Genomic DNA, 25,393 nt, shown 5'->3' with positions numbered 1-25,393 from the left:
CAGCTTTCCTGTGTCGGGTGACTTATGCACCCAGTTTTTAACCGTTCTTCTGTGCTTGGCCTGAGGCGGCAATGTCGACAACCATATCGGTCAGCGCAACCTTTTCGGTTAAGCGGAATTGGGCGTTTTTCCACAACTCGCTACTGCCACCGGGTACGACTGCATGCCTGAAACCAAGTTTCTCTGCTTCCTTCAGGCGCTGCACGGCATGAGACACCGGACGAATAGCGCCAGAAAGACTGATCTCGCCGAAATAAACGCTATCGGCCGGAAGGGCAATAGCTGCAATGGAGGAAACAAGCGCTGCAGCCACTGCTAAATCGGCGGCAGGCTCAGAAATACGATAACCACCGGCCACATTGAGATAAACATCATGCTGACCGAAGCGCACACCGCAATGGGATTCAAGCACGGCCAGAATCATTGAAAGGCGGCTGCCGTCCCAGCCAACCACCGCGCGGCGCGGTGTGCCGAGACTGGACGGGGCAACCAGTGCCTGAATTTCTACCAAAACAGGACGCGTTCCTTCCATGCCGGCAAAAACTGCGGCACCGGGTGATTTTTCATTGCGTTCGCCCAAAAATAATTCGGACGGATTGGCAACTTCACGCAAGCCTTTATCGGACATTTCAAAAACGCCGATTTCGTCGGTTGGGCCAAAGCGGTTTTTGACAGTACGAAGGATGCGGTAATGATGGCCGCCTTCACCTTCAAAATAAAGTACGCCATCGACCATATGCTCAACCACGCGCGGGCCGGCAATCTGGCCTTCTTTGGTGACATGACCGACAAGCACCACCGCCGCACCTGTCTGCTTGGCATAGCGGATCATTGCTTGTGCGGAGGAGCGCACCTGCGTCACTGTTCCGGGCGCACTATCGGCCAAATCAGTCCAAAGGGTCTGGATGGAATCGATAATCACCAGATCAGGGCGCTTATTACCGGCAATGGTTGCTAAAATGTCTTCGACATTGGTTTCAGCCGCCAGTTCGACAGGTGAGGAGGCAACACCTAAGCGCTGCGCGCGCAAGCGGATCTGTGCAACCGCTTCTTCACCTGAAACATAGACAATGCGATGTCCCTGATTGGCAAGAGCTGCCGCCGCTTGGGTCAAAAGTGTGGATTTGCCAATGCCCGGATCTCCGCCGATCAAAAGTGCGGAGCCGCGCACAAAACCGCCGCCGGTGGCGCGGTCAAGCTCGGCAATACCGGAAGAAATGCGTGGTGCATCTTCAATCTCGCCATCAAGCGAGGTGAGGGTGACGGCGCGGCCTTTACGGGCGCTGCGCAACGATGAAGGGCCACTACCGATACCGCTATTGGTTCCTTCTTCCACGAGTGTGTTCCACTCGCCGCAACTGTCGCATTTTCCGGCCCAGCGTGTATGCACGGTGCCGCAGTTCTGGCAGATAAACTGCACTCTGGCTTTGGCCATCAGTTATCCTTTTTGAGAAACTGCTTATGCAGGCGTTGGTCGTTAGAGCCTATTCGTCATATTGCTCAGGCACATAAGAGCCTTCGGCCAGATCCGCAAAGCGGGTGAATTCTGACTGGAAGGCGAGCTTAACGGTGCCTGTCGGACCGTGACGCTGTTTAGCAATAATCACGTCGGCTGTGCCTTTGACCTTTTCAAACTGCATTTTCCATTCGTCATATTTCGGATCAAATTCATCACGCGGTTCAAGGTTTTTGACGTAATATTCTTCACGGAACACGAAGAGCACAACGTCCGCATCCTGCTCAATCGAACCCGATTCACGCAAGTCAGAAAGCTGCGGACGTTTGTCGTCGCGGCTTTCCACCTGACGGGAGAGCTGTGAGAGCGCGATAATCGGCACGTTCAGTTCTTTACCCAAAGCTTTCAGGCCGGTGGTGATTTCGGTAATTTCCTGCACGCGGTTTTGTGCGGACGCTTTGGAGGAACCAGTCATCAGCTGGACGTAGTCGATCACCAGAACATCAAGGCCGCGCTGGCGCTTCAAACGGCGCGCACGAGCAGCAAGCTGGGCAATGGAGATACCACCCGTCTGGTCAATATAAAGCGGAATTTTCTGCATTACTTGCGAGCAGGCAACCAGTTTTTCAAAATCGGTTTCGGTAATATCACCACGGCGGATTTTTGAGGACGATACTTCCGTCTGCTCGGAGATAATACGAGTAGCCAGCTGTTCGGCCGACATTTCGAGCGAGAAGAAGCCCACAACACCGCCATTCAAGGCTTTGATGCTGCCGTCTGCCTGCTGTTCGCCCTCATAGGCATTAGCGATATTGAAAGCGATATTGGTGGCAAGCGAGGTTTTACCCATACCCGGACGACCCGCCAAAATGATCAAGTCGGAAGGCTGCAAGCCCCCCATTTTCGCATCGAGCGATTGGATGCCAGTCGACACTCCAGAGAGGTGGCCATCACGCATAAAAGCTTGGTTCGCCATATCAACGGCAGTGGTAACCGCATCTTTAAATGCCTGAAAACCACCATCATAACGACCGGTTTCGGCCAGTTCAAAGAGGCGGCGTTCAGCATCTTCAATCTGGCTTTGCGGCGCCATATCAACAGGTGCATCATAAGCGACATTGACCATTTCCTCACCAATATTGATGAGGGAGCGGCGTGTTGCCAGATCGTAAATCGCACGGCCATAATCTTCGGCGTTAATAACGGTCACTGCTTCAGCGGCAAGGCGCAGTACATATTGGAAGACGGTCAGATCCCCGACTTTTTCTTCTGCCGGAAGAAATGTTTTCATCGTCACCGGATTGGCCATTTTGCCAACGCGGATCAGATCACTGGTGATTTCATAAATACGTTTGTGCAGAGGTTCATGAAAATGCGTCGGTTTCAGAAAGTCCGAAACACGATAAAACGCATCATTATTAATCAAAATCGCGCCGAGCAGAGCCTGCTCAGCTTCAATATTGTTGGGGGTTTCACGGTAAAGCCCGCCTTGTCCATCGCGGCCTTCGCCCCGTGGTTCGGTTAGTTTGTGTACCGTTGCTTCCGCCATAATCTCATGCCCTATATTTTGAAAAATCCGGCCGGAAACATTCAAGCCAACCGGATTACCAATATATGTACCTCATCTGAAGCGATGAGGGTACAGGCGATAGCATGATTCACACTGATTCACAGGGGGTATGTGACATCTTCCGCTTATTCGGGGTGAAAGCTTGATTGCGACTTTCGGTATTGGCGCTCGTGCGAACACTATCCAGACGGCGTAAACGCTTTTCTTCCGCCTCAATATAATTGCGGGTCAGCGGCACCGATTCTTGTTTATGGGCAATCTGAATGTGGAACACCATCATATCCTGCCACCGGAAAGCACTTTCGGAACCCGCCAGATAAAATTCCCACATTCTGCAAAAACGCTCATCATAAAGCGCTTTGGCTTCATCGCGCCGTGCCATAAAGGCTTCACGCCATGCTTTGAGTGTTTCAGCATAATGCAAACGCAGGATTTCAATGTCGGTAACAATGAGGCCTGCTTTTTCAATATGAGGCAGAACCTCTGAGAGAGCAGGGATATAACCGCCCGGAAAAATATGATGGCGAATAAAAGGATTGGTCACACCGGGGCCATCACTGCGGCCGATTGAATGCAATAAAAACACACCGTCTTTTTTCAATAAACGCGCCACATGTTGGAAATATTCAGCAAAATGACCCACGCCCACATGCTCAAACATGCCGACAGAACTGATCCGGTCATAGCTGTCAGTTAAATGGCGGTAGTCTTTGAGTTCAAATTTGGCGCTGTGGCTTAAATTTTCCTGTGCTGCCCGCTGATTGGCAATCGCATGTTGCTCTTGCGATAATGTAACGCCTGTGACATCCGCTTTGAGGTAGCGTGCCATATAAAGGCCAAGACCGCCCCAGCCGCAACCGATATCCAGCAGTTTATCGCCTTCATTGATCAAAAGCTTGGCGGCGATATGACGTTTTTTGGCAAGTTGTGCCTCGGCCAATGTCGTTTCAGGCGTTTCAAAATAAGCGCAGGAATATTGCTTGTCGGGATCAAGAAATAAATCATAAAGCGCACCGGACAGATCATAATGGCTTTTGACATTTTGGGATGAACGCATGATGTTGTTCATCTGTTGCAAACGGCGCAGACTTCGGCGCGCATAAGCAATTGCCCGCATCCAGGGGGCAGTGGCTGCAATCGGGCCGGTATTTTCAAAGACAATCTGTAGCAGCAGATAAATGTCGCCCTCAACCACATCCAGCTCGCCGTCCATATAACATTGCCCAAGCTGCAATTCAGGGTCAAAGGCAATCGCTCGTTCAGCACGCGAGGTGTTAAAACGGATGTGCAGGTGAGAGCCGCTGCCATCACCATAGCGGGTGGTTGTCTGCTTGGAATCTGTCACTGACAAATTGCCGGTTTTGACTATGCGTTTCAAAACCGTATGTAAAAGTCCATTCATCGCCAATCTCCCATTCAGAAGGACTGGAGGATGAAGTAGTGCTGATCCGCGTGTTTCATGTGTCAGGGCGAATGCGGACTGCCCCACTTGCACCTTAAACAGTCTGCTACTGCTGCACAGGATAAGCACTTTTTTGGTTCTGAAAAGAGAAAATGCCCGACATTTCTGCCGGGCATCATCTTTTTATTTAAAAGCTGCCGGTATTAAAGCCGGCACTCCAAGCAATTAAGCCTGTTCTTCTTCGTCTGAACCGTCGAATTCTTCTTCGTCGATTTCTTCAGATAAAGGTGCTTCTTCAATGCCATAGATGGCTTCGATTGAAGTCAGGTCTTCACCTTTTTCCTGACGTTCAGCTTCTTCAGCAGAACGAGCAACGTTAACAGCAACGGTTACTTCTACTTCAGGATGCAGCACGATCAAAACATTGTGAAGGCCAATGGTTTTGATTGGCTGGTTGAGTTCAACCTGATTGCGGTGCAGCGAGAAGCCAGCTTCAGTGATGATATCAGCGATATCACGGGTTGAAACTGAACCGTAAAGCTGACCGGTTTCACCAGCTGAACGAACAACAACAAAGCTTTTGCCTTCGAGCTTGTCTGCAACAGCCTGAGCTTCGTTTTTGCGTTCCAGGTTCTGTGCTTCGAGCTGAGCGCGCTGGCCTTCGAACTTCTTCAGGTTTGCTTCGTTCGCACGCAGAGCTTTGCCCTGTGGGAGAAGGAAGTTACGGGCGAAGCCGTCTTTAACTTTTACAGTGTCGCCCATCTGGCCGAGGCGGGCAATACGTTCCAGGAGAATAACGTCCATGGGATATTCCTTTCGAGTTTGAGTGTAAAATTACGATTGATCAGTTTTTTGTCTCTTGGAAACCGGCGCTGTACGGGTTGTGTCGAACAGACCGATAACAAAGAAAATGAGAAGCAGTGGCGCCAGCAGCATGATGCCGACATAAGACAACCACAGAATCAACGGGCGCAGGCTCATGCCACGGGTGCGCTGATGCATAATGGCAAAGCCGGAGAATAAAAATCCGGTGCCGATTGCGCCGACAAAGACAAGTGCTGCCTGAGCAATGCCGGCACCAAAGAAGGATAGGGCCATGGCAACAGCAAAAATGCTGAGAGCGGCAACCGGCATGCGCAAAGTGGTCGGCCAGTCATCACGCGGGCGTTTCAGACGGCCGGATGCACCGGTCAGGCGCAAGGCCAGATAAAGATTGCCGATCAGTGCTGCCAGTGCGATGGCTGGCTGCATGGCAGGCAAAACCACCATCAAAATGGAAGCAAGTGTCGCCTGCATATTTTCATCGGAATGATAGGTCGGATCTGCTTCCTGAAGGCGTTGCATCACCTGAGCGGTCAGTTCGCGTACCATATCTTCGCCAAAGCCGATGATATAGCCGATGATGATGAAGCTGACGGCAACCATCAGCGCCAAGCGGAAGATAATATCTGACAGCGGATACCAAACGAGAATATTGGCAGAACCACCCAAATCACTGGCCGGACGCGCTAAACCTGAGAGATAAGCGCCGGTCGCAGCCGGAATAAAGCTGGTAAGCGCAATCAATACGGCGGCCATTGGCACGCTGACGATACTGACTGTGGCAGTCGCGGCAACAGCTGCAATGATGCCAGCCGTGGAACCCCAACCAAGTGCAGCCATGAAAATTGGTAATGGTGTCAGGAAATACAGAACCATCGCAATGCCCGATTGGGCAATGACGCCAGAAGACATTAATGCAGAAGCCAGTCCTGCAAGTATGCCTACGCCAATGATGGTTTTATCGAATTTCATAAGTTCCGCTGTCCTGCGTGCAAGAATTTGAGCGCTCTTGCCTTTTTGCAGTTAGAGGTTTCGGTTTAAACCGCTTAAACCCCAACTCGAGTTTTAAAGTGAACCTGACCCGTGCTCATCACGGAAGGTTTTATGCGTATAGTTCAAGTAAGAGTTTGCGGGCAATGCAAAAAACACTGCCCGCAAAACAAAACTTATTTCACAACATATGGCAGCAGGCCGAGGAAACGTGCACGCTTGATTGCTTTAGCAAGTTCGCGCTGTTTCTTCTGGCTCACAGCTGTGATGCGTGAAGGAACGATTTTACCGCGTTCAGAAATATAACGCTGCAAAAGCTTGATGTCCTTGTAATCGATCTTTGGTGCATTTGGACCAGAGAACGGGCAAGTCTTACGACGACGATGGAACGGGCGGCGTGTTGGGATCTGATTGATATCAACCATTATTATGCTCCTTCGCCAGCTTCGTTGTCACGTGGACGACGTGGACCGCGTTCACGGTCACCGTCACGCGGACGACGTGGACGATCATCATCACGGCCGAAGCGATCGTCGCGTTCACGACGGTCATCACGGCGTGTCAGCATTGCCGACTGGCCTTCTTCGTGTTCTTCTACACGTACTGTGAGGAAACGCAGAACATCTTCATTGATGCGCATCTGGCGTTCCATTTCAGCAACAGCTGCCGCAGGGGCATCGATGTTGAGAAGTGTGTAGTAAGCTTTACGATTCTTTTTAACGCGATAAGTCAGGGGACGAAGACCCCAGTTCTCAATGCGCCCGACTTTACCGCCGTTAGCTTCGAGGACACCCTTGAACTGTTCAACGAGGGCATCAACTTGCTGCTGCGTAATATCCTGTCGGGCAAGGAGCACATGTTCATAAAGAGCCATTGGCTTTGCCTTTCTTCTGTTTCTCATTAGCTCGAAATCAGCGGCTAAGCCTCTGCGACTTCTCCTTAACCGCTATTGCGGGAAGAAAGGACGCTGGTCGAGACGATCGAGAGCGGAGACACGGGAGATGAAGCATTTTCTCGCTTCTCAAATCATTGTTACAAGAACAAATGACATGATCCTCCGTTCAGCCCCCAGCTGATACCGAGCAATGAATGTTTGGCTCATAAGCGTTTTTCCCCGTCTTTGCAAGCTGCATTAGTGCTTATGCGTGACAAAAGCTTGACTTGTGCGCAGAGCAAAGGCACATCGCGGGAGAGAAAAGTGAAAGATTATGCGACTTTCAGTGTATGGCTAAGATTATAATCCATCATTGAATACGGATAAAACTCATATAAACTGCTCCTTCTTTGTGGGCTTATCAATGAGTTTGTATCGCCGCATTATATAGAGTGAGGTATTTATGACCGTAGCATTTACTTTCCCCGGCCAGGGCAGTCAGGTTGTTGGCATGGGCAAGGCGCTTGCTGAACAATTTGCAGAAGCGCGTGCAGTTTTTGCCGAAGTTGATGATGCACTCGGGGAAAAGCTTTCAGCGACCATGTTTGAAGGTCCTGAAGATGTGCTGACACTCACTGCCAATGCGCAGCCTGCTTTGATGGCTGTGTCGATGGCTGTGTTGCGTGTGATGGAAGCACAGGGTTTTTCTTTGAAAGATCAGGTTTCCTATGTTGCGGGTCACTCGCTGGGTGAATATTCAGCCCTTTGCGCCGCTGGCACATTCTCGCTTGCTGATACCGCCCGTTTGTTGCGTATCCGCGGTAATGCCATGCAGCAGGCTGTGCCTGTTGGCCAGGGCGCTATGGCTGCAATTATTGGTCTGGAGCAGGCGGATGTAGAAGCTATCTGTGCAGATGCTGCTTCTTTGGGTGCTGTGCAGATTGCCAATGATAATGGCGGTGGTCAGCTGGTTATCTCCGGCTCGAAAGCTGCCGTTGAAGCTGCTGCTGCCAAGGCTTCTGAAAAGGGCGCAAAACGCGCGATCATGCTGCCGGTTTCTGCGCCTTTCCATTCAAGTCTGATGTCACCTGCGGCTGATGCCATGCGTGAAGCGCTGGCTAATGTGCAGAAAAACGATCCGGTTGTGCCATTAATCGCCAATGTGCGTGCTGCTCCGGTAACGTCCGCCACTGAAATTGCTGATTTGCTGGTTGAGCAGGTCACCGGACAAGTGCGCTGGCGCGAAACAATTGAATGGTTTGCAGCTAATCATGTCTCGACACTCTATGAAGTCGGTTCAGGCAAAGTTCTGACTGGCCTTGCCCGTCGTATTGCTAAAGAAATCAACGGCGCGACTGTTGGTTCGGCTGAAGAAATTGAAGCAGCACTGGCTGCCTTGCAGAAATAATAACAGCGCATCCCAAAATCTGCGGAGCGGTTTTTGGATAAGGTACGCGATAAGGAATTAAAAGGATCTCAAATGTTTGATCTGACTGGCCGCAAGGCTCTCATTACCGGTGCAACCGGCGGTTTGGGTGAAGCAATTGCCCGTGCGCTTCACGCACAAGGCGCAATTGTTGGTCTGCACGGCACCCGTAAAGAAAAGCTTGATTCTCTGGCTGCAGAGCTTGGCGAACGCGTTTTTGTGTTCCCTGCAAACCTCTCCGACCGTGAAGAAGTGAAAGCTCTTGGCCAGAAGGCTGAAGAGGAAATGGGCGGCATCGATATTCTCGTCAACAATGCCGGTATTACCAAAGACGGCTTGTTTGTACGTATGAGCGATGAAGACTGGGATGCGGTTTTAAATGTCAATCTGACATCCGTGTTTAACCTGACCCGCGAGATTACTCATCCGATGATGCGCCGCCGTCATGGCCGTATTATCAATATTTCTTCCATCGTTGGCGTGACCGGTAATCCGGGTCAGGCAAACTATTGTGCATCGAAAGCTGGTCTGATCGGTTTTTCGAAATCACTTGCACAAGAAATTGCCAGCCGTAATGTAACGGTCAACTGCATTGCTCCCGGATTCATCGAATCGGCTATGACCGATAAGCTCAATGAGAAGCAAAAAGACGCGATCATGAGCTCAATTCCGATGAAACGCATGGGAACAGGCGCAGAAATTGCTGCTGCTGTTGTTTATTTAGCAAGCGATGAAGCAGCTTATGTTACCGGCCAGACTGTCCATGTTAATGGCGGAATGGCAATGATTTAAACCTTTTATGTGCCCAAAAAGCCATAAAAGGAGGCCAAGAAGCAGATGAATGGGCAAAATCTGCTTTGCCTTGCTCAAGAAGCATGGTAAATGCCGCGCCCAAGAAACAAGACGCCTCGCTTGAAGCGTCTTAATCTCGTTCCGTAAGGAATATCCACAGGATGTATGCTAAAGCATGTAGAGACTACAGTTGGCATACATCTTATAACTTGATTACAATCATGCATACCGCTAACCAATGCGGTGCAACTAAACACAGGTCGAGGTCACGACATGAGCGATACCGCAGAACGCGTCAAGAAAATCGTTGTTGAACATCTGGGCGTGGATGCCGACAAGGTCACGGAAGGCGCGAGCTTTATCGATGATCTCGGTGCAGACAGCCTTGATACAGTAGAACTGGTCATGGCGTTTGAAGAAGAATTCAGCGTTGAGATCCCTGATGATGCAGCAGAAACCATCCTTACCGTTGGTGACGCTGTTAAGTTCATCGACAAAGCTTCTGCTTAATATTTGAAAATACGGGATCGGAATGCTCCGATTCCGTATTTTTCATACACACTGTCAAAAAAAGTGCAAAGCAGTTTTGAAACAGTGTGTAGCAAGTAAGTCGAGAGAGCATTTTCAATTTTTAAAATTAAGCTGTAAGTGCTCTTGATGAACCGGTTATTTAATCGGTTTATTTTTTATAGACTAAATTTAAATGTAACTTTTAGGCGTACCGGCGCCTTGAAACCTTGAATACAGGTTTAGCCCGGCGCGCATTCAAGGCGACAAATCATCTTTCCGCATGCAAGCGGAACATAGTTTGAGATTGTCATACTCGAAGGAGTGAATATGAGGCGTGTCGTTATCACCGGTTTAGGTCTGGTGTCACCGCTGGCAAATGGCGTTGAAGAGACATGGAAGCGTCTTCTTTCCGGTCAAAGCGGCGCTCGCCGTATTACAGAATTTGAAGTTGACGATCTGGCTTGTCAGATTGCCTGCCGTATCCCTGTAGGTGATGGCAGCAACGGAACATTCAATCCTGATTTATATATGGAACCAAAGGAACAGCGCAAAGTTGATCCTTTCATCGTTTACGCTGTGGCTGCGGCTGATCAGGCGCTGGATGATGCCAACTGGCATCCGGAAAGCGACGAAGATCAGGTGGCAACCGGTGTATTGATTGGTTCCGGTATCGGCGGTATCGAAGGTATTGTTGAAGCCGGTTACACATTGCGCGATAAGGGCGCACGTCGTGTTTCCCCGTTCTTCATTCCTGGCCGTCTGATCAATCTGGCTTCCGGCCATGTCTCCATCAAGCATAAATTGCGCGGTCCTAATCACTCTGTGGTTACAGCTTGTGCAACCGGCACCCATGCTATTGGTGATGCTGCCCGTATGATCGCTTTGGGCGATGCGGATGTCATGGTTGCAGGTGGTACTGAATCACCGGTCAGCCGTATTTCGCTCGCAGGCTTTGCTGCTTGTAAGGCACTGTCGACCAAGCGCAATGATGATCCGACTGCAGCATCGCGTCCTTATGACGATGACCGTGATGGTTTCGTGATGGGTGAGGGCGCTGGTGTTCTCGTTCTGGAAGAACTGGAACATGCACTGGCACGCGGCGCGAAAATCTACGCGGAAGTAACCGGTTACGGCATGTCCGGTGACGCTTATCACATCACTGCTCCAAGCGAGAATGGTGAAGGTGCACAGCGTTGCATGGAAGCAGCATTAAAGCGTTCAGGCATCACACCTGATCAGATCGACTATATCAACGCACATGGTACATCCACCATGGCGGATACGCTGGAGCTGGGTGCTGTTGAGCGTGTGGTAGGTGATGCTGCATCGAAGATTTCGATGTCGTCAACCAAATCATCGATCGGCCATTTGCTCGGTGCTGCCGGTGCTGCGGAAGCCATCTTCTCGATTCTGGCAATCCGCGATAATATCGCGCCTGCTACAATCAATCTGGACACACCGTCTGTTGCCACCAAAATTGATTTGGTGCCGCACAAGCCGCGTGAACGCAAAATCGATACCGTACTTTCAAATTCGTTCGGTTTTGGTGGAACAAACGCATCGCTGGTGATGCGTCGTTACCAGTAATCTTGCTCTTTTAAGCAAGAGTCGGGGATAAGCAGGACGTCAGTGCAAAAAACATTGGCGTCCTTTGCATATCTGGCGATGATGGCGCCGAAGAAATGGCGGATTGTTGTACGCTATCCGGTAGAACAGGTGATCTGTTCGGCTGATTTATTGTTTAAAACCTGTAACAATATTTTTGTGTGCTTCGCCCTAAAGATATCCATTATTGGGTGTATCAGGATATCTTGCCACAAAACGGATTTGGCAAATATTTGCGGTCTGTATAGAAATGACAAAAAACGGAGCGCTGAAGTTTTAACAACTATCAGTGACGCTGCATAAAATTTGGATCGAGGTGATCGAGTGAGTTCAGACGATAAAAATCCGAAATCTCAAGAAACAGATGTTGTTGAAACATCTGCGGATGCAGCTAAGGTTGCGGATGATGCAATAAAAGTTGCAGATCAGGATACTCCTCAAGAAACCGTCGCATCTGAGATTGAAGTGCAGCCGGAATCGCTTCAGGCTGAACCGGTCATTGCTGTGGAGCCTGTCGAAGCACCTGTTCAGCAAGAGGCAGAACAGATTGCTGAGCCGGTTGCGCAAAGTGCAACTGAAGCAGAAATTGCTGCAAGTGATGCTGGTGCTGAACCGGTGAAGCCATTTGTGCCAAAATCTGCAGCAGACGCCTTGCGCCCGCAGCCAGGGCCAAAACCGCCTAAAAAACGCTCCCGTGCTGCCCGCAGCCAAATTGTTATTTTTGCAAATTTCATGCTGTCCTTACTGGTTTTGACCGTTATTGCAGCATCGGCACTGTTCTATTTCGGCAAACTACAGTTCGACGGCCAAGGACCGCTTGCAACGGAAACTGCGTTTTTGGTCAAGCGCGGCTCCGGTATTTCCGAAATTTCCGATAGTCTGGAACGTCGTGAATTCATCACGGATGCTCGTATTTTCCGTTATGGCGTGCGTGCTTACGGCCATGAAAATGATATGAAGGCCGGTGAATATATGATTCCGGCTGGCGCGACGATGCGTGAAATCATGACCATCCTGATCAGCGGCAAGTCGATCATGTATCCGTTGACCATTCCGGAAGGTTTGACTGTCAATCAGATTTTTGATCGTCTTGATAAGAATGAAATCTTGATCGGAGCGCTGCCGAAAGAAATGCCGGCAGAAGGTTCACTCTTCACTGATACACTGCACTTCACCCGTGGCACCACCCGTGCTGAGATGGTTGAACGTATGCTGGCTTCGCAGAAGAAGATGGTCAACGAAATCTGGGCGACCCGTCAGAAAGATTTGCCGGTTAAAGATATCAATGAGTTTGTGACCTTGGCGTCGATCGTTGAAAAAGAAACCGGTATCGCAGCAGAACGCCCGCATGTGGCTTCGGTTTTTGTCAATCGCCTCAATCAGGGCATGCGTTTGCAGTCTGATCCGACCATTATTTACGGCCTGTTCGGTGGTTTGGGTAAACCGTCTGATCGTCCGATTTATAAGTCTGACATTGAAAAGCCGACACCATATAACACTTATGTTATCAAGGGTTTGCCGCCGACACCAATTGCCAATCCGGGGCGCGCTGCTTTGGAAGCTGTTGCAAATCCGCTGGCAACCAAGGATGTGTTCTTTGTAGCTGACGGTACAGGTGGTCACGTTTTTGCCGAGACATTGAAAGAACATAATGAAAATGTTCGTAAATGGCGCGGTATTGAACAGCAAAAACGTGATGCTGCCACAGCAACGGACACGCCGGCTGCTCAGTAAATACTGGTAAAACAGGTTTAATCATCGAGTGAAACGGGCATATTGTCCGTTTCACTCACTTTTATTTCCGGTTTTTCTCGATTTAGAAACCGGACTCTCATGCCAAAGGTCGCGTCTCATGACATTGCAAAGCATGACGGGGTTTGCCCGTTACAGCGGAACGCATCAAAATGGTGAAGTTGTTACGCATTTCACATGGGAAGTACGCTCGGTAAATGGTAAAGGGCTTGATGTGCGCTTGCGCCTGCCGCAAGGCTTTGAAGCGCTTGAGCATAATATTCGCGGACTGGTAGCCAAGAGCTTTACCCGCGGCAATATGCAGGTTTCGCTCAATGTTGAGCAAAATAGTGAAGGCCGTGAAGTATTGCTCAATCATGCTTTGATCGAAAAGCTTCTCAACGCATCGCAGGAATTGCAGACACGTTTTGGCGTGGCACCGTTAACTCTTGATGGTTTATTTGCGCTTCGCGGCGTGTTGGATCAGCCACAAGATACCGTCTCGGAAGAAGATCAGGCAGCGCTTAAAGCGGGTGTTATGGATGGCTTGGGCTCACTCTTGCAGCAGTTGCAGGAAGCGCGTGAGCTGGAAGGCGCAGCGCTTAAACGTATTTTTGAAAAACATGTTGAAGAGATTGCCACTTTGACAGAAAAAGCGCGCCATGATCCGGCGCGTGGTGTTGAGGCAATCAAAGCACGCCTTAGCGCACAAGTAGCTTTATTGCTGGATGCGTCACAGGCACTTGATAAAGACAAGCTCCACGCAGAAGCCGCCTATCTTGCAACCAAAGCGGACATACAAGAAGAACTGGACAGATTGGACACACATGTGGCATCTGCCAGAAAATTATTACAACACGGCGGTGCAATCGGGCGCAAACTCGATTTTCTGTCGCAAGAATTTAACCGTGAAGCCAACACACTTTGCGCGAAATCCAATGCAGCAACAATTACAGCCATCGGACTGGAACTTAAAGCGGCCGTTGATCAGTTTCGCGAACAGATACAGAATCTGGAGTAACTCATATGGCCATCTCTTCAGCTGAACATGGCGTTGCCCGTCGCGGGCTTATGCTGGTGGTTTCCTCGCCTTCCGGTGCAGGAAAATCCAGCATTGCAAGATTATTATTGGAAGACAGAGAGATGGATTTGTCTCTTTCTGTCAGTGTCACCACCCGTGCTCGCCGCCCGAGCGAAGTGGAAGGTGTGCATTATCACTTCATTTCTGTGGCCGAGTTTGAGCGCTTGCGTGATAGCGATGCATTGATTGAATATGCAGAAGTGCATGGCAATTTCTACGGCACTTTGCGTGCGACCGCAGAAGATGCACTGGCTGATGGTCAGGATATGCTGTTTGACATTGATTGGCAGGGGGCAGACCAGCTGCAGGCAAAAATGCCGGCTGACGTGGTTTCCATTTTTGTGCTGCCGCCATCAATGAAAGAGCTGCAATCGCGCTTGCATCGCCGTGCGGAAGATAGTGTGGAAGTGATTGAGACACGCCTGCACAATGCGCGTGTGGAAATTCAGAAATGGTCGAAATACGACTATATCGTCATCAATGAAGATCTGAACCGTTCATATAGCTCGGTTAAAGCCATCGTAACGGCTGAGCGTTTGCGCCGTGACCGCCGTCCTGGATTGTTCGATTTTGTCGATCAGTTGCTGGATGAGACAGCTGCTCAGTAAGCACTCAAATAAAAAAACGCCGGAAGTCATTTCCGGCGTTTTTTGTATTTATCAGTCAAGAGCATTGGCAAGCGCTACAAACTCTTCGATGCTTAATGTTTCTGCGCGCCTTGTGCCGTCAATGCCGGTAACTTCCAACAGCTTGGCACCATTGACGGGCTTGAGGCTTTGACGCAGCATTTTGCGGCGCTGGCCGAATGCGGCTTGTGTAATGCGACCAAGCTTTTGCGCATCACATGGCATAGGATTATCGAGCGGTGTGATATGCACTACCGAAGACATTACTTTTGGCGGGGGTGTGAAAGCCTGTGGCGGCACATCAAAGGCAATGCGTGATTGTGTGCGCCAGCCAGCAAGCACAGCCAGACGGCCATAGTGGTCGGTATTGGGTGCGGCAACAATACGTTCAGCCACTTCACGTTGGAACATCAGGGTCATTGACTGATAATAGGGCGGCCAAGGCTCGCTTAATAGCCAGTTAATCAGCAATTGCGTGCCGACATTATATGGCAGGTTGGCGACAATGCGCGGCTTGTTACCGTCAGGAAAAAGTGCTTGAAAATCCTGCTCCAGCGCATCGCCGGAAATCACTTTCAACCGACCTGGATAGTGGCTTTCAATTTCGGCCAGTGCCGGCAGGCAGCGTTCATCGCGTTCAATTGCCGTTACCAATGCGCCTTGAGCCAGCAGCGCACGGGTCAAACCACCGGGGCCGGGCCCGACTTCAATCACCGGCTGATTTTGTAGAATGCCTGCCTGACGGGCAATTTTGGATGTCAGATTGAGGTCGAACAAAAAATTCTGGCCTAAAGATTTTTTAGGCATCAGATCATATTGTTCAAGCACTTGGCGTAATGGCGGCAGATTATCAATGCTCATCAGGCGGGTTCTTTCAAAGCTGGGAGGCTTAAAGTCTGCGCCAGCTTCAAAGCGGCAAGCAGACTGTCGGGGCGGGCAATGCCTTGCCCTGCAATTTCAAATGCGGTGCCGTGATCTGGCGATGTACGAATAAATGGCAGGCCGAGCGTGACATTGACACTTTCATCAAATGCCAGCGCTTTAGCCGGAATAAGCGCCTGATCATGATACATGCAGATCGCCACATCGTAATTTTGACGGGCACGGGCGTGAAACATAGTGTCAGCCGGTAGCGGGCCTTTGATGTCCATGCCTTGCGCACGCAAATTTTCAATCGCAGGTAAAACAACTGTTTGGTCTTCGTGACCTAAAGCACCATTTTCACCGGCATGCGGATTGAGACCGGAGACAGCAATGCGTGGTTTGCCAATACCGAAACGTGTGCGTAAATCACGCTCAGTGATTATAACAGTTTCTTCAATCAGTTGAGTGGTGAGCTGTTGAGGCACATCATGCAAGGGGATGTGAATAGTCACTGGGACAGCACGCAAATCTGGGCCTGCAAGCAGCATCACCGGCATGACAGGCCGGCCGAGATGTTGTGATGCCAGACTTGCTAAAAACTCTGTATGACCGGGATGTTCAAAGCCTGCATCATAAAGCGGCTTTTTGGAAATAGGGCAGGTTACCACCGCTGAGGTTTGCCCGTCCAAGGTCAGCTTTACGGCCAGTTCAATGGCTTCAATAATACCAGCTGCATTTTCTGTTAAAGGTGCGCCAATATTTTCAATCAGCTTGTTTTGCAGTGGTAGCACTGGCAGAAAGTGTTGAAAATCTGTCTTTGCAGATGCGGGACTTGAAATTTCAATCGGTACATTCAGCTGCAAATGCTTGGCTCGTAAGCGCAATTGTTCAACATCTCCAAGTAGGAGAAATTCCGGTACGTTGAGCTGATGGCGCTGTAACCAAAGCAGCAAGGCAAGATCAGGGCCAATGCCGGACGGATCACCGATGCTGAGCGCTAAAACTTTCATTTTACTACCATTATTAAATGCGACTGCCATTTCAGCTTAATGAAAAGCTGAAATGGCAGCAAATAAGGAATTACAAAATTGTCTGCGTAAAAGTATCAAATACGCGAAAAGCCATTACCGATTGACGATACGGCCTTTTTTGCGCAGCTCGTCCAGATATTGCTTGCTGAGCTGTTCAGCTTTTTCTTCTTGTCCTTTGGCCGTTTGAGTGCCTTCAAGGGAGAAAACCATCTGTGCTACGCGGTCATCCGATACTTTACGTGTCGCGCAGACTGCCAGAAACTCAACGCCTTTTTCAGTGTCATGTGGCTTTGTGGTGCTGCCGACAGAGGTGCCTTTGATGTCTTTTTCCCATTCACCCGGCAATTGCGGTTCGAGAATGCGGCCAAGGTCACGCACAGTTACATCAAGCATACCTTTGGCTTGGCTGCGTGTCGTGTCACAGCTGTTAAAACGCGAACGCAAAGTGTTTGCGTCCTGACGGCGTTTGGCCATTAAAGCAGGTGAACGTTTAGCGGCTGGAACAACGAAAATAACCTGTTGGAGGTGATATTCGGTCGCAACTGGCTTGCGGCCACCATCTTTTAGCATACGCTGTACGGCATCCGATTCGGAAATGATGCCTTCTTCACGGAAGCGGGAACTGATGAGACGTCCCCAGCCCATCTGCACCATGATATAGGTTTTGAAATGTTCAGGTGTGATACCAGCTTGATTCATCATCTGGTTCATCTGCTGAACGCTCATCCGGTTATTGGATGCAAAATTAGCGTAAGCTGCATCAATTTCCTGCTTCGAAATATTGATGCCGCGTGTTTTCATTTCTACGCGTTTCAGCATTTCATCGGTCAGTTCTGCGCGAGCCTGACTGGTAAGATTACCTTTTTTGCCCTGAACTTTTAAAAAGGCCGCGCGTTTTTGAATGTCGCCGGAGGTAATCGGGTTATTGTTTACAATAACTTTAACTTCAGTGCCGCTAGCAGCAGCAAAAGCCGGTTGAGGTGCAGTTAAGGCGCCAACAGCAGTCAGGCAGAGCGCTGCGCTGAAGAAAGATGCAATTATTGGCTGCTTAAAAATCATAACATATTTCCCGGGTCTTACGCTGTTTTTACAACGGCTAGATATATTTCAGCACTCACTGGATCAAATTTTGGTTACTTTATAGTCAAACCCATGCGGCAAAACAATGACGTCCGAGTAATCTAACCGCCAAAAGATCAAAGATAGCTGTGAGCCCATTATTTAAATTATAATGAGCCCTTAGCTAAACTACTGGCGCTTCCGAAATCGCCCAATGTACGGAAGGTGATATTGAAACCAATACTATGATTAGGCTTGGTAACCGTACTTGGTGGTGCATTTCGGGTCTGGTTATAAGTCATTGAGTAGCTGAAGCACTCGTCATCATAGGCAAGGCCAGCCGATGCTCGAACTAATGTATTGGAAACCAGCTCATAGGTGCTGCCGCCGAATACACGCCAGTTGTCATTGAGCTTGGCTGATGCACCAAATGACAGTTCTTGGCGCTCATCACTGTAACCATAAGTAGGCTGTGCCGCGATATAGGCATAACGCGCACTTACAGTGAGGCGTGACCAGCTTTGTTGGGCTTCGATCTCACCGCGTTGTAATGAGAAATCCTTGCGATCAAAACGACCACGTGTTGCGAGGCTGAACCCTTCATTATTTGAGATGCCGAGCATTGCTACATAATCAGAGCTTCTATTCTGTAGACCTGATTCTGCGCCAACGTTGACAAAATCATCGCTGGCAAATGAATTGCGGCCACCTAAATGGAAGGATTGACCTGCAAGAGCGTAAACACCCCAGCCATTGTTCAGGTTACCTGAATAACGAAGACCAAGATTGGCACGTGTACCGCCTTCAACGCGGTCGTAACCAGAAAACTTATCGCGTGCGAAGAGGTTGGTTGCGTCAAAAACAAAGCTTTGCGCATCTTCATTCGGCATTTCACCGGCATAAGTTTCGTTATTGCGTACAAAAATCTGTGCGGTCGGCTCAATAATGTGCGTGCTGCTGGTGGACGAGAAAAGGATCGGCCAGCGCACTTCCATACCAGCCGTTGCCATCGCACGGAACGCTTCGGAGCGTGTAACCTCAATTGAGTTGCTGTTCACGCCGATTGCATCACCACGTAACGCCAGAATTGGTGTAATCACAAGACCTTGTGGTGTGATAATACTCCGCTTCCATTCCGCTTCCGATGTGAAACGTGCATTGGTGCCGCTTGCACCTGGTACGCGGTAATTAGCGTCGCCAGAGTGTATTTGATTATTGCCAGATGTTTTTTCATTATCATATTGGTTTTTACGATAAAGAATCTGCAAATTATTGGTGATGCTGAGTTCACCGCCATAAACGGCATCGGGCGCTATGTATAAATGATCAAGGCTCGGGAAAACCCAAGGCTGCTTGGATGATACTTCATTCGGTTTTGAAGATAGAATATCTTCTTGCACGTTAAAGCGATAGAAGTTCAGATCCAGATGACTACGTTCACCAAGACCAGTGAGGTAGATTTTCGAAGTCTGCGTTGACGATGAATAGCCTTCAATATCATATGTACGACTGAAGTTTTTATCGCTTTGCGCCATCACATCCCAGCCGTATTTCCAGCGGGAGTTGATTTCAAAATCACCTTTAGAGGCAATCATGCCACGGTTTTTATTATCGGAATCGATTGTATCGGCATTAAATTCACCAGATTTTAGCTGATGAATACCGGCAATACGTAAATTATAGCTACCGCTTTCAAGGCGATGGCGCCACTCAGCTTCTGTTAAGAAACCCTGCTTGGTATAGCCAGTTGTTGAAACGGTTAGATCGTAATTGGGTGCCAAATTCCAAAAATAGGATGCTTTAACACCAAAACCAAGCTTGTCTTTATAGGCAAAGCCCGGAAACAAGAAACCGCTTTTACGCTTTACACTTGGGTCAGCCATTTCAAAGGCTGGCAAGAAAGCAATCGGCATACCGAAAAGTTCGAACTGACCGCGTTCAAAGCGAACTGTTTTGCGGGCACCATTCCAGATAATTTTACGGGCTTTAATCTGCCAGAGAACCGGCTTGTCAGGATTTTTAGTGCATGCCTGACATGCAGTATAAACGCCATTATTGAAGGTCGTGATCTCACCACCGCTGCGTTCAGCACTTTCAGCGACAAAGCGTGTGTCATCGGTGGTCTCAACGCGCAGGCCATTTACAAAGCCGTCGCGGAAATCATCCGTGACATCCATTTCATCGGTATAAATAGTATTCCCGTCTTTTTCGACGACCTGTACATTGCCGGATGCGGTCATACGATTGGTTTGACGGTTATAGGTCACCTTATCAGCAACAAGGCGGTTGCCGTCATATTCGATTTGCACAGCACCTTGCGCCACGACAGTTTGCACGTCGCGATCATAAACAAGTTCATCTGCCTGCAAAAGCATGCGTGCATTGGGATCGGTTTTGAAACTGTCTCCTAATGTATCTTGTGCCAAAACGGGGGAAGTGGTCGCAGCCATAGGCACAATGCTTAATAAGCACGCAATAGCAGTCCCGCGAACGAGCTGAGAGAATATATTTGGCAAAATCAAGCGTGCTTTACTCAAACCCACTAACCATCCTCCTTATGCAACAAAAAGGAGACCCCGAAAAATGTAGCGATAACAACCGGTACCCATGCTGCCACAAAAGGCGGCACGAATCCGGCATCACCGAACGCCTTTACTAAAACCGTAACCACATAAAGCACGAAGCCAGCCATCACGCCACCCAGAATCATCGTTCCGGACTGCCCAAAACGCACAAATTTGAGGGAAACCGTTGCTGCAATCAAAGTCATTGCCATCAAAAGTGCTGGTAAAGCCAGCAAAGACTGGAATTGCATGTCAAAAGCATTGGCTGAATAGCCAAATGAACGGGCCACTTTAATTGTGTGGGGAAGTTGGAAAAAAGGAATCGTTTCAGGTGAGGCCAGCTTTTCCTGAACAAATTCAGGGCGCAGCTGTGTCGGTATCTCGATTGATTTATATTGAACAGGCTCTTCAGCCAGCGCAAATCTTGTAACATCCGTCAGTTGCCAGAAACCAGGCTTGAGATCTGCCTGACGGGCATCAAAACGTTCTTTAATGCTCTTGTCATTATTAAAGGTAATGAAAGTGGCGTCGGCCAAAGTTGCACCCTGATTGAGGATGGATTTGGCGCCGATAATGGTTTCACCTTCATCGGTTTTCTGGCGCAGCCATGGATCGCGCAGTGCCGAAACGGCGGTAACTTTGCCGGTTTTCCAAGACGCAGCCATTTCTTCCGCCTTGTTAAAACCATAGGCTGAAAGCGGATTAACGATGAAAATCGTGCCTAAGCCGAAAAGAAATGCGCCAAAGCATGCAGGCAATAAGAACTGCCATGCAGAAACACCGACCGAACGAGCTACGACCAGTTCATAGCGTCTGTTCAGGGAGATGAGTGTCGCCATTGCAGAAAATAAAGCGACAAACGGAATCATCTGCTGCATCAAAAACGGGATGCGCAATGCAGACACCACGAAAGCTTGCATGACAGAGTAATTTGGCAGGCTCGACATGCGATTGGCATTTTCAGTAAAATCCAACAACAGAGCCAGCGCAAAAATACCCAGCAAAAAATAGCAGGTAATACGAACATAGCGCATGAAGAAATAGCGGGCGAGCGTCCAACCAATCATCGTGCGCCTCCGTTTTTATACTTAGCAGTGCCGTCGAGACGTGAACGGATATTTTGGATCACTGCCCATATTTTACTGAAAAACGCATTGAGCGGCTTGGCAATATTGTCCGGCAGACCAAGTCTGCGGCCACTAATCAGCAAATAGGCGCAGATCAGCATCGAAGCGATCGGCACAATATAGGTGAATTTGATGTAACCAGCTTCTTTGGAAGCGCCTTCAGTGAAATAATAGCCAATCCAATAGACGACAAGTGCCAGAGTAATGGCTGAGAAAGATGCGGAAACCCGCGCTTCACGATGCGAGCGTGAATCGCCTGCAAATACCAAAGCAATAAAGGCAAAAACCATCGGGTAGAGCCATTTGGTAAAACGGCTGTGCAGTTCCGCTTTATAGGAAAGAGGACGTGTCTGTACCGATGGATCATTCGGATCCGGATTGAGCAGATAGGTTAGTGGGCGATCTTTGGCATAATAGCTTACATCGCCGCCACCTTCACTGAACTGGCTGAGATCAAAAGAATAAGAATCAAATTTGATAATTGAAACATTGCCGGTTTGAACGTCGCGGCGTTGCACTTCACCTTGCTTCATCAGGATAAGATCTTGGGTGCCATTATTGGCAATCACGCCATCTGCCGCATAATAAATCAGATCAATCTGCGGATCGCGGCTGTCAGCGATAAACAAACCGCCAATGCCGCCATCCGGCTTGCGTTCGGCAATTTGCACATAGAGGTTGTCGCTGACTTTGCGGAAGGTGCCTTCCTGAATGATCACATTGAGCATGTCGGAGCCTGCGGTCTCAAGCATCGTCCGCATATTCATACGCGAATATGGATCAATAAAATTGGAGATCACAAAAGACGACATAGAAACAGCAAGCGCCAGAAGTAGAATAGGGCGGACAACGGCTGCACGTGATGCGCCGGATGCGTTGATAACAACGAGCTCCGAATCCTGATTCATGGTCGAAAGTGTTTGGGTGATCGCAATGATCAGCGCAAATGGCAGCACAATCGGAATGGCTGCTGGCAACAAAAGTGAGCTGAACTTAAGAATTGCAGTGAGCGATTGGCCACTGGTGGTCAAAAAATCGATACGCTTCAAAATCTGTACGATCCAAGTGATGCCGACGGTAGAGCCGAGCACCGCTAGAAACATAATCGCAACACGGCGAAGGATATACCATTCTATCAATCGCATGTTTTGCGTTTACATCCTGATCTTAAAAGCGAAGAGATGAGGCAGACTCAGCCCTCTATATACGGGAATACAGATTGTTACCAATTTAGCTGTAAATCATTTTGGCTAAAATTAGCCGAATAAAACTGGTTAACCAAGCGTTAATTCAGCAATTGACAATTAATACGATCAATTAAATGTTTAGGTCTGTTTTTCATCGCCTTGCTGTCATAGATATAGATTACGCTGATGAAAGTTTTCATGCTTACCGGAGTTTATAATGTCTAAGCGTCCTTCCATTGAATTTTCCGATTTTACAGCACCAAAAGCTGGTGCGTCTGTTGTGCTGGTAGCAAAAGGTGGGGGCTTTGCTGAAGAGGCGGCATCATTTGCAGGTGGTGCGGAAAAAATTCGCAAACTGATCGAAGTTTCGGGTTTCAACGGTAAACTCGGCACCACAGCCGAAGCCATCAGCACTGAAGAGGGCGGCGTTGAGCGCCTGATTCTCGTTGGCGTTGGCAAAATTGAAAAGCTCGGCAATGATGACTGGGTTCGTATCGGTGGTGCAGCGTTCTCGAAAATCGGCAAATCAACCGATGTTGCTGTTGCACTGGCTTTGCCGGAACAAACCATTGCTGATGATGAAGCTGCTGATTTTGCACTTGGCATGCTGCTGCGCTCTTATGAGTTTGAAAAATATAAAACCAAAAAAGACGATAAAGACGGCGGCAAGAAGCAGGCTGCAGCAACCGTTAAAATCAGTGTTGCATCGCCTGATACTGCAAAAGCTGCCTATAAAACCGCAGAAGCTGTGGCTGATGGTGTGATTCAGGCTCGTGATCTGGTTAATGAGCCAGCCAATATTCTGGGCCCTGTTGAATTTGCTGATGAAGCCGCAAAGCTTGAAAAGCTTGGCGTGAAGATTGAAGTTCTTGGTGAAAAAGAACTGAAAAAACTTGGCATGGGTGCACTTCTTGGTGTGGCACAGGGCTCTGTTCGTCCGCCACGCGTGGTTGTCATGCAGTGGAACGGCGGCAAAGCTAAAGACAAGCCAGTGGCATTTGTTGGTAAAGGCGTGGTGTTTGATACAGGTGGTATTTCCATCAAACCTGCGCTTGGCATGGAAGACATGAAAGGTGACATGGGCGGCGCAGCTGCTGTGACCGGCCTGATGCGTGCGCTTGCTGGCCGTAAGGCAAATGTCAATGTTGTTGGCGTTATTGGTCTGGTGGAAAATATGCCGGATGGTAATGCACAGCGTCCGGGTGATATCGTCACCACCATGTCAGGCCAGACCATCGAAGTGATCAACACTGATGCGGAAGGTCGTCTCGTATTGGCTGATGCTCTGCATTACACCGCAGATCGCTTCAAGCCACGGATCATGATCAATCTGGCGACACTCACCGGTGCAGTTATGGTTGCCCTCGGCGTTTATAATGCCGGTCTGTTCTCCAATGATGATGAACTGGCTGATCAGCTTTATGATGCCGGTCAGGCATCGGGTGAAAAAGTCTGGCGTCTGCCGCTGGGCAAAGAATACGACAAGATGATCGATTCGACTTTTGCCGACATGAAAAACTCGTGCGGTCGTCTGGGTGGCTCCATCACTGCGGCTCAGTTCCTGAAGCGCTTTGTTGGTGAAACACCTTGGGCGCATCTCGATATTGCTGGTACTGCGATGGGCTCGCTTGCAACCGAATACAGCCAGAGCTGGGCTTCCGGTTTCGGTGTTCGCTTGCTGGATCGCTTGGTGCGTGATCACTACGAAGCATAAGTTTTTTAACAAAACTTTGTTTGAAGAACGGGTCGGTTTTCCGGCCCGTTTTTCTTTTTTAAGCTGACAAATTATTTCATAATTCACAGCAATGTGCTTGGTAAAGGGGCTGTTTTTAAACCGGAATGCTTTATAGAATGTCCGGCAAATTTCATTTTCGGAAACTTATGCCATTATTCCGCTCTTTTTTTAGTCAGGAAATCTCGTGCCCGCCGTTTATCCATCCCGTAATTTCGTTTCGATTACAGGCTTGTTCATGCTTGTAAACACGATTTTCTTTTATGCGATTTTAGACCCGCAGAATATTGATTTCCAGATGAGCGAAGAAGGTCTGCTGGAACAGATGCAAAATGTGTATCTGGCTTTGGCCGCAGTTACTTTTTTGATTGGTGGTTTGAAGCATAAAGCCGAGAAGCGGATGTTTTACATCGCTATGTCATGGCTGATGGTATTGTTCTTCTTCCGTGAAATGGTGCTTGAGCCGCATGGACCGATTTCATCCTATATTCATTCGCACCAATTTCGCTGGCATGAAGCTATTCTGACCGTCATTTTTGCCGGCGTCTATGTCTGGATGCGTCCTTCATACGTTAAGCCAATTATGCAATATGTCTTTAGCTCGAAATGCTGGCTTTATTATTTCGCGGCTTTCTTGCTGATAATGGGCGAAATTTTTGAACGCCAGACCCAGTGGTATTACAATCAGTTCTTTGAAGAGCTGAGCGAGTGCCTTGGCTATGTTATTTTACTGTCTTTAGGTGTGCGCAGCATTTTGACGGCGAAAGCAGAATAGTAATCTGAATCACATTATCAGATCACTGTCGTAACATATTGAAATTAGATGATTTTGTTGTAATTTTAAGCTCAAAAGCAGCGCTGGAATTTTCAGCGCTGCTTTTTTATTTGGCCAAAAAATCCACTCACCAAGGCCGCGTTATGGGGAACTGTCTTGCAACTCATCT

The 25,393-nt window shown here is 48.9% G+C and carries 22 protein-coding genes; 9 read left to right on the top strand and 13 right to left on the bottom strand.

What is annotated here, in order from left to right; all coding sequences use genetic code 11:
* Positions 1-37: 37 nt before the first annotated feature.
* The 7 genes from radA to rpsF form a co-directional block, all read right to left on the bottom strand.
* The gene (gene radA, locus ABDZ76_RS01280; protein WP_184220203.1) at positions 38-1,435 is read right to left on the bottom strand and encodes a DNA repair protein RadA; all 1,398 of its coding nucleotides are present in this window, start codon (positions 1,433-1,435) and stop codon (positions 38-40) included.
* Positions 1,436-1,484: 49 nt separating this feature from the next.
* Complete coding sequence (locus ABDZ76_RS01275; RefSeq protein ID WP_343800246.1) at positions 1,485-3,005, bottom strand: replicative DNA helicase; 1,521 nt, start codon at positions 3,003-3,005, stop codon at positions 1,485-1,487.
* Between the two features lie 109 nt (positions 3,006-3,114).
* Complete coding sequence (locus ABDZ76_RS01270) at positions 3,115-4,428, bottom strand: cyclopropane fatty acid synthase (RefSeq protein ID WP_343800244.1); 1,314 nt, start codon at positions 4,426-4,428, stop codon at positions 3,115-3,117.
* A gap of 225 nt (positions 4,429-4,653) precedes the next feature.
* On the bottom strand, positions 4,654-5,232 hold the full coding sequence (rplI, locus tag ABDZ76_RS01265) for a 50S ribosomal protein L9 (RefSeq protein ID WP_343800242.1): 579 nt from the start codon (positions 5,230-5,232) through the stop codon (positions 4,654-4,656).
* A gap of 30 nt (positions 5,233-5,262) precedes the next feature.
* Entirely contained in the window at positions 5,263-6,222 is a 960-nt protein-coding gene (locus tag ABDZ76_RS01260) for a DUF2232 domain-containing protein (RefSeq protein ID WP_343800240.1), read from the bottom strand.
* Positions 6,223-6,416: 194 nt separating this feature from the next.
* Complete coding sequence (gene rpsR, locus ABDZ76_RS01255; protein ID WP_094506475.1) at positions 6,417-6,665, bottom strand: 30S ribosomal protein S18; 249 nt, start codon at positions 6,663-6,665, stop codon at positions 6,417-6,419.
* Between the two features lie 2 nt (positions 6,666-6,667).
* On the bottom strand, positions 6,668-7,114 hold the full coding sequence (rpsF, locus tag ABDZ76_RS01250; RefSeq protein ID WP_184220189.1) for a 30S ribosomal protein S6: 447 nt from the start codon (positions 7,112-7,114) through the stop codon (positions 6,668-6,670).
* A gap of 463 nt (positions 7,115-7,577) precedes the next feature.
* Here rpsF and fabD point away from each other — a divergent pair, with 463 nt between their 5' ends.
* The 7 genes from fabD (at position 7,578) to gmk (ending at position 14,867) form a co-directional block, all read left to right on the top strand.
* Positions 7,578-8,522, top strand: coding sequence for an ACP S-malonyltransferase (fabD, locus tag ABDZ76_RS01245; protein ID WP_343800236.1), 945 nt, complete (start codon positions 7,578-7,580; stop codon positions 8,520-8,522).
* Between the two features lie 72 nt (positions 8,523-8,594).
* Complete coding sequence (gene fabG / locus ABDZ76_RS01240) at positions 8,595-9,332, top strand: 3-oxoacyl-[acyl-carrier-protein] reductase (RefSeq protein WP_184220182.1); 738 nt, start codon at positions 8,595-8,597, stop codon at positions 9,330-9,332.
* 273 nt (positions 9,333-9,605) lie between these two features.
* Positions 9,606-9,842 (top strand): acyl carrier protein, encoded by a 237-nt coding sequence (locus tag ABDZ76_RS01235; RefSeq protein WP_184220179.1) that lies wholly within the window; start codon positions 9,606-9,608, stop codon positions 9,840-9,842.
* A gap of 327 nt (positions 9,843-10,169) precedes the next feature.
* Complete coding sequence (gene fabF / locus ABDZ76_RS01230) at positions 10,170-11,429, top strand: beta-ketoacyl-ACP synthase II (RefSeq protein WP_184220174.1); 1,260 nt, start codon at positions 10,170-10,172, stop codon at positions 11,427-11,429.
* A 522-nt stretch (positions 11,430-11,951) separates the two neighbouring features.
* A complete protein-coding gene (gene mltG, locus ABDZ76_RS01225) occupies positions 11,952-13,181 on the top strand; it encodes an endolytic transglycosylase MltG (RefSeq protein ID WP_374844544.1) in 1,230 nt (409 codons plus the stop codon).
* Between the two features lie 118 nt (positions 13,182-13,299).
* Positions 13,300-14,199 (top strand): YicC/YloC family endoribonuclease, encoded by a 900-nt coding sequence (locus tag ABDZ76_RS01220; protein WP_343800232.1) that lies wholly within the window; start codon positions 13,300-13,302, stop codon positions 14,197-14,199.
* A 5-nt stretch (positions 14,200-14,204) separates the two neighbouring features.
* Positions 14,205-14,867 carry a guanylate kinase gene (gene gmk / locus ABDZ76_RS01215; RefSeq protein ID WP_343800230.1) on the top strand — a complete coding sequence of 221 codons (663 nt, stop codon included), beginning with the start codon at positions 14,205-14,207 and terminating at the stop codon, positions 14,865-14,867.
* Positions 14,868-14,918: 51 nt separating this feature from the next.
* Here gmk and rsmA read toward each other — a convergent pair whose 3' ends face one another.
* The 6 genes from rsmA to lptF all read right to left on the bottom strand — a co-directional run bounded on the left by rsmA (position 14,919) and on the right by lptF (position 22,675).
* Positions 14,919-15,746, bottom strand: coding sequence for a 16S rRNA (adenine(1518)-N(6)/adenine(1519)-N(6))-dimethyltransferase RsmA (gene rsmA, locus ABDZ76_RS01210; protein ID WP_343800228.1), 828 nt, complete (start codon positions 15,744-15,746; stop codon positions 14,919-14,921).
* On the bottom strand, positions 15,746-16,759 hold the full coding sequence (gene pdxA, locus ABDZ76_RS01205) for a 4-hydroxythreonine-4-phosphate dehydrogenase PdxA (RefSeq protein WP_343800226.1): 1,014 nt from the start codon (positions 16,757-16,759) through the stop codon (positions 15,746-15,748). Before pdxA ends, rsmA begins: the two co-directional genes overlap by 1 nt.
* Positions 16,760-16,873: 114 nt before the next feature.
* Complete coding sequence (locus ABDZ76_RS01200; protein ID WP_343800224.1) at positions 16,874-17,839, bottom strand: SurA N-terminal domain-containing protein; 966 nt, start codon at positions 17,837-17,839, stop codon at positions 16,874-16,876.
* A gap of 167 nt (positions 17,840-18,006) precedes the next feature.
* Positions 18,007-20,382: an LPS-assembly protein LptD gene (locus tag ABDZ76_RS01195; protein ID WP_343800222.1), complete on the bottom strand. Its 2,376-nt coding sequence runs from the start codon at positions 20,380-20,382 to the stop codon at positions 18,007-18,009.
* Positions 20,382-21,470: an LPS export ABC transporter permease LptG gene (gene lptG / locus ABDZ76_RS01190; RefSeq protein ID WP_343800220.1), complete on the bottom strand. Its 1,089-nt coding sequence runs from the start codon at positions 21,468-21,470 to the stop codon at positions 20,382-20,384. Before lptG ends, ABDZ76_RS01195 begins: the two co-directional genes overlap by 1 nt.
* Positions 21,467-22,675 carry an LPS export ABC transporter permease LptF gene (lptF, locus tag ABDZ76_RS01185; protein ID WP_343800218.1) on the bottom strand — a complete coding sequence of 403 codons (1,209 nt, stop codon included), beginning with the start codon at positions 22,673-22,675 and terminating at the stop codon, positions 21,467-21,469. The genes lptG and lptF overlap by 4 nt, the downstream gene beginning before the upstream one ends.
* Positions 22,676-22,934: 259 nt before the next feature.
* On the opposite strand from lptF, the gene ABDZ76_RS01180 reads away from it, so the two are divergent.
* Both ABDZ76_RS01180 and ABDZ76_RS01175 read left to right on the top strand, forming a co-directional pair.
* Positions 22,935-24,431, top strand: a complete 1,497-nt coding sequence (locus ABDZ76_RS01180; protein WP_343800216.1) for a leucyl aminopeptidase — start codon at positions 22,935-22,937, stop codon at positions 24,429-24,431.
* A gap of 205 nt (positions 24,432-24,636) precedes the next feature.
* Entirely contained in the window at positions 24,637-25,224 is a 588-nt protein-coding gene (locus tag ABDZ76_RS01175; RefSeq protein ID WP_343800214.1) for a hypothetical protein, read from the top strand.
* The last annotated feature ends 169 nt before the right edge of the window (positions 25,225-25,393 follow it).

Origin of the sequence: Paenochrobactrum glaciei, assembly GCF_039522165.1 — a bacterium.
Lineage (GTDB): Bacteria > Pseudomonadota > Alphaproteobacteria > Rhizobiales > Rhizobiaceae > Paenochrobactrum > Paenochrobactrum glaciei.
The sequence above is the reverse complement of the archived record's forward strand: the minus strand, read 5'-3'. Positions and strand labels throughout refer to the sequence as shown.

Coding starts and splice junctions, on each gene's coding strand:
- rsmA (WP_343800228.1), bottom strand. CDS start 15,746: ATGAGCATTGATAATCTGCCGCCATTACGCCAAGTGCTTGAACAATAT.
- lptG (WP_343800220.1), bottom strand. CDS start 21,470: ATGATTGGTTGGACGCTCGCCCGCTATTTCTTCATGCGCTATGTTCGT.
- radA (WP_184220203.1), bottom strand. CDS start 1,435: ATGGCCAAAGCCAGAGTGCAGTTTATCTGCCAGAACTGCGGCACCGTG.
- fabG (WP_184220182.1), top strand. CDS start 8,595: ATGTTTGATCTGACTGGCCGCAAGGCTCTCATTACCGGTGCAACCGGC.
- lptF (WP_343800218.1), bottom strand. CDS start 22,675: ATGCGATTGATAGAATGGTATATCCTTCGCCGTGTTGCGATTATGTTT.
- fabF (WP_184220174.1), top strand. CDS start 10,170: ATGAGGCGTGTCGTTATCACCGGTTTAGGTCTGGTGTCACCGCTGGCA.
- ABDZ76_RS01180 (WP_343800216.1), top strand. CDS start 22,935: ATGTCTAAGCGTCCTTCCATTGAATTTTCCGATTTTACAGCACCAAAA.
- ABDZ76_RS01275 (WP_343800246.1), bottom strand. CDS start 3,005: ATGGCGGAAGCAACGGTACACAAACTAACCGAACCACGGGGCGAAGGC.
- rpsR (WP_094506475.1), bottom strand. CDS start 6,665: ATGGTTGATATCAATCAGATCCCAACACGCCGCCCGTTCCATCGTCGT.
- gmk (WP_343800230.1), top strand. CDS start 14,205: ATGGCCATCTCTTCAGCTGAACATGGCGTTGCCCGTCGCGGGCTTATG.
- ABDZ76_RS01270 (WP_343800244.1), bottom strand. CDS start 4,428: ATGAATGGACTTTTACATACGGTTTTGAAACGCATAGTCAAAACCGGC.
- rpsF (WP_184220189.1), bottom strand. CDS start 7,114: ATGGCTCTTTATGAACATGTGCTCCTTGCCCGACAGGATATTACGCAG.
- ABDZ76_RS01260 (WP_343800240.1), bottom strand. CDS start 6,222: ATGAAATTCGATAAAACCATCATTGGCGTAGGCATACTTGCAGGACTG.
- ABDZ76_RS01200 (WP_343800224.1), bottom strand. CDS start 17,839: ATGATTTTTAAGCAGCCAATAATTGCATCTTTCTTCAGCGCAGCGCTC.
- rplI (WP_343800242.1), bottom strand. CDS start 5,232: ATGGACGTTATTCTCCTGGAACGTATTGCCCGCCTCGGCCAGATGGGC.
- pdxA (WP_343800226.1), bottom strand. CDS start 16,759: ATGAAAGTTTTAGCGCTCAGCATCGGTGATCCGTCCGGCATTGGCCCT.
- ABDZ76_RS01220 (WP_343800232.1), top strand. CDS start 13,300: ATGACATTGCAAAGCATGACGGGGTTTGCCCGTTACAGCGGAACGCAT.
- ABDZ76_RS01235 (WP_184220179.1), top strand. CDS start 9,606: ATGAGCGATACCGCAGAACGCGTCAAGAAAATCGTTGTTGAACATCTG.
- fabD (WP_343800236.1), top strand. CDS start 7,578: ATGACCGTAGCATTTACTTTCCCCGGCCAGGGCAGTCAGGTTGTTGGC.